Annotated in this window: 1 protein-coding gene; it reads right to left on the bottom strand. The window is 78.2% G+C overall.

Annotated features, from left to right (window positions below):
• The coding region (locus tag GWI24_RS42810) for an FtsK/SpoIIIE domain-containing protein (RefSeq protein WP_247617667.1) at positions 1–3,015 on the bottom strand (3,015 nt) is incomplete at both ends.

Below are 3,015 nucleotides of genomic sequence, written 5' to 3'. Positions count from 1 at the left end.
CCAGGTCGGTGGGGCCGTTCCCGAGCTCGCGCAGCGGCCGACGGGCGGGCGGATCGCCCATCCGCCGCCACTCCAGCGGCACGACGGTGGGCCGCTGGGTCGCGGTGCGCGGTATCCGTCCGGTCACCCGGCCCGCCTGAAACGGCGTTCCGGCGGCGTCATCCGGGCGGAACAGCCGCCCACGGCCCGGCGCCGGGCCGCCGCCCGGGGCGGCTGCGGCGGTGGGAACGGGTGTTACCGAGCGTATCGATGCGGCGGGGGAGGTATCGGGCCTTTCGGGCTCGCCGGAGTGTGCGGGGTGAGTGGGGGCCGCGGGGTTTCCGGCCGCTGGGTGTCCGGGGGTCGAGGGATGCGCGGGGTGCGCGGAGTTGAGCGGGCGCGCGTCCAGGGCGATCCGCAGTCCGGCCCGCTCGACGGCCACCGTGTCCGCCGTACGGTCCGGGCGGCCGGACGCCACGACCAGATGCACCCCGAGACGGGCGCCGTCCCGGGCGATCGCCTCCAGCGCGCGGACGACCGAACCGGCCGCCGGACGGCCCGGGCTGCCGAGGGCCGGGGCCACCAGCGCGTCGAAGTCGTCGACGATCACGACGAGACGGGGGAGGAGGGAGCGAGGACGGGTCGCCGGCGCGCTCGCGGTGCGCTGGGCGCGCAGATTGAGCGTGCGGAGGGTGTCGCTGGGTGGCGGGTCGATATCGCCGGGCGGGCGCGGGGCGACGACCCGGGGCGCACCGGCCGTGCGGGCGGCACGAGGTGTGCCGGGCGTACCGGGCGCACTGGCCGCACTGGCCGTACCGGCCGAACGCGGCGCCCCGGGCGAACTGGCGCCGGGTGTGCTGGACGCACCGGCTGCCCCGGTTGTACCGGGGGCACCGGCTGAACGGGCCGCACCGGGTGTACTGGCTGCGCCGGACGTACCGGGTGAACCGGCCGAACGCGGCGCCCCGGCCGAAGTGGCGCCGGGTGCGCTGGACGCACCGGGTGCGCGGGCCGGACCGGGTGTACCGGCTGCGCCGGACGTGCCGGGTGAACCGGGCGAACGCGGTGCCCCGGCCGAACGCGGTGCCCCGGGGGCACCGGCTGCCCCGGCTGCACCGGACGTACCGGGCGAAGCGGCGCCGGGTGCGCTGGACGTACCGGCTGCACGGGGCACGCCGATCCCACCTGGGGCCCCGGGCGAACTGGCGCCGGGTGTACCGGGTGCACCGGGTGCACCGGACGTGCCGGGTGAACCGGGCGAACGCGGTGCCCCGGCCGAACGCGGTGCCCCGGGTGCACCGGCTGCCCCGGCTGCACCGGACGTACCGGGCGAAGCGGCGCCGGGTGCGCTGGACGTACCGGCTGCACGGGGCACGCCGATCCCACCTGGGGCCCCGGGCGAACTGGCGCCGGGCGCACCGGCTGCCCCGGCTGCGCGGGCCGGACCGGGTGTACCGGCTGCACCGCCTGCACGGCGTGTACCAGGCCCACCGGCCGCACCCGGCGCGCCAGGGTCGGACGCGCCCGTGTTGGCGCCCATGGTGCTGCCCGAGCCGGTGGCGCGGTCGCCGTCGCCGCCGCTCTCGCCGTCGCCGGGGTGGTGGGGCCGGGCGTGCCAATCGGTGAAGTCCCGCTGGCCCAGCAGTTCGGCGCGGCGCTTGAGCTCCGAGCTGAGCGCCTGCGCGAACTCCCGCATCCGTACCGGGTCGGTGGCCGACAGATGCGTCGAGACATGCGGCAGATCCGTGCACACCCGCAGCCCCTCGCCCGCTCCGGCCCCGGCGCCGTCGACGAGGACGAGCTCGAGCCGGTCCGGACGTTCGGCGGCCGCGAGCGACGCGGCGAACGAGCGCAGCAGCTCCGTCTTACCGGTGCCCGCCGCGCCGTCGATCAGCGCGTGCGGACCCTCCTCGGCGGCCAGATCGACCGCGAGCGGGCCGCGCGGACCGGCGCCGAGGACCGCCAGCGCCCGGCCGCCCGCCGGGACCTCGTCCGCCGCGGCCGCCCAACGGGCCAGCAGGGAAGCGGGCGTGGCCCGCGCCAGCCCCAACTCGTCCAGCAGTCGCGCCGAGTCCGGCAGCGGGACGGTCGGCGGGCCGTCGGAGCCGCCGAACGCGCCGTCCTGCGCGGAGGCGGCCGGGCGCAGGGGCGCGAGCGCCCGCGCGAACCGCTCGGCCCACGCCGCCGACACCGCGTCCACGGTCACGGTCGTGGTGGCGCCGGTCGCGCCGGTGATCCCGTTGACCCCACTCGTGCCGGGCGCGGTCCCGTCCCCGTGGACGATCTGGAGCCCCGTGGCCACATCGCCGCTCAGCACGGCCGCCACCCCGCACGCCGCGAAGGCCGCGGACGCGGAACGCGCGGCCTCATAGCTCATGGGCAGCGGGGAGGTGGGCGACGCGGCGGGCGCCTCGGCCAGACAGAGCAGATGGATCCCGGCCGCGGAACCGCTCACCGCCAGCCGGGCGAGCGTGTCGTGCAGCGCGCCCGGACCGGGGGCGCCGTCCACGACCACCACGGTGTACGGCCCGAAGTGGCGTGCGGCCACAGACTGCGCGGCGGCCGGGGAAGCGCTCGCCCAGCCGGGGCCCAGCGGCCCGTCCTCCAGCCGTCGGGTCAGCTCCTCCGTACGGGCCGTGGCCTGCTCCACGTCGTACGCGAGCAGCAGCCGGCAGTCCTGCCCGCGCAACGGCTGTACCTGCGGCAGCCAGCCGAGCCACGACCACTCCGCGAGCCGCTCCTCGCCGCTGATCAGCACGATCTCCAGCGCGGCCGGTGAGTGCAGGGCCGCCAGCTGCGCCACGACGGACCGGGCGAGCCCCGCCACCCGCGTCCGCGGGCCCGCGAGCCCCAGCGAGCCGCACTGCCGCAGATCGACCGTCACGGGCGCGGCGGGCAGCAGCCCGCCGTCGGCCGTCAGCTGGTCGGCCGAGCCGAGCCGTACGGTGAGCGCGTCCGGATGCCCAGGGGCGCGCTCCCAGAGGCGCGAGCCCGGCCCCAGCGCCGTCATCAGCATGGTGGCCGGATCCGGCCACC

Origin of the sequence: Streptomyces sp. MK37H (assembly GCF_018035285.1) — a bacterium.
Classification (GTDB): Bacteria; Actinomycetota; Actinomycetes; order Streptomycetales; family Streptomycetaceae; genus Streptomyces; species Streptomyces endocoffeicus.
Note: the sequence above shows the minus strand (reverse complement) of the source record. Positions and strands in the feature narration are given on the sequence as shown.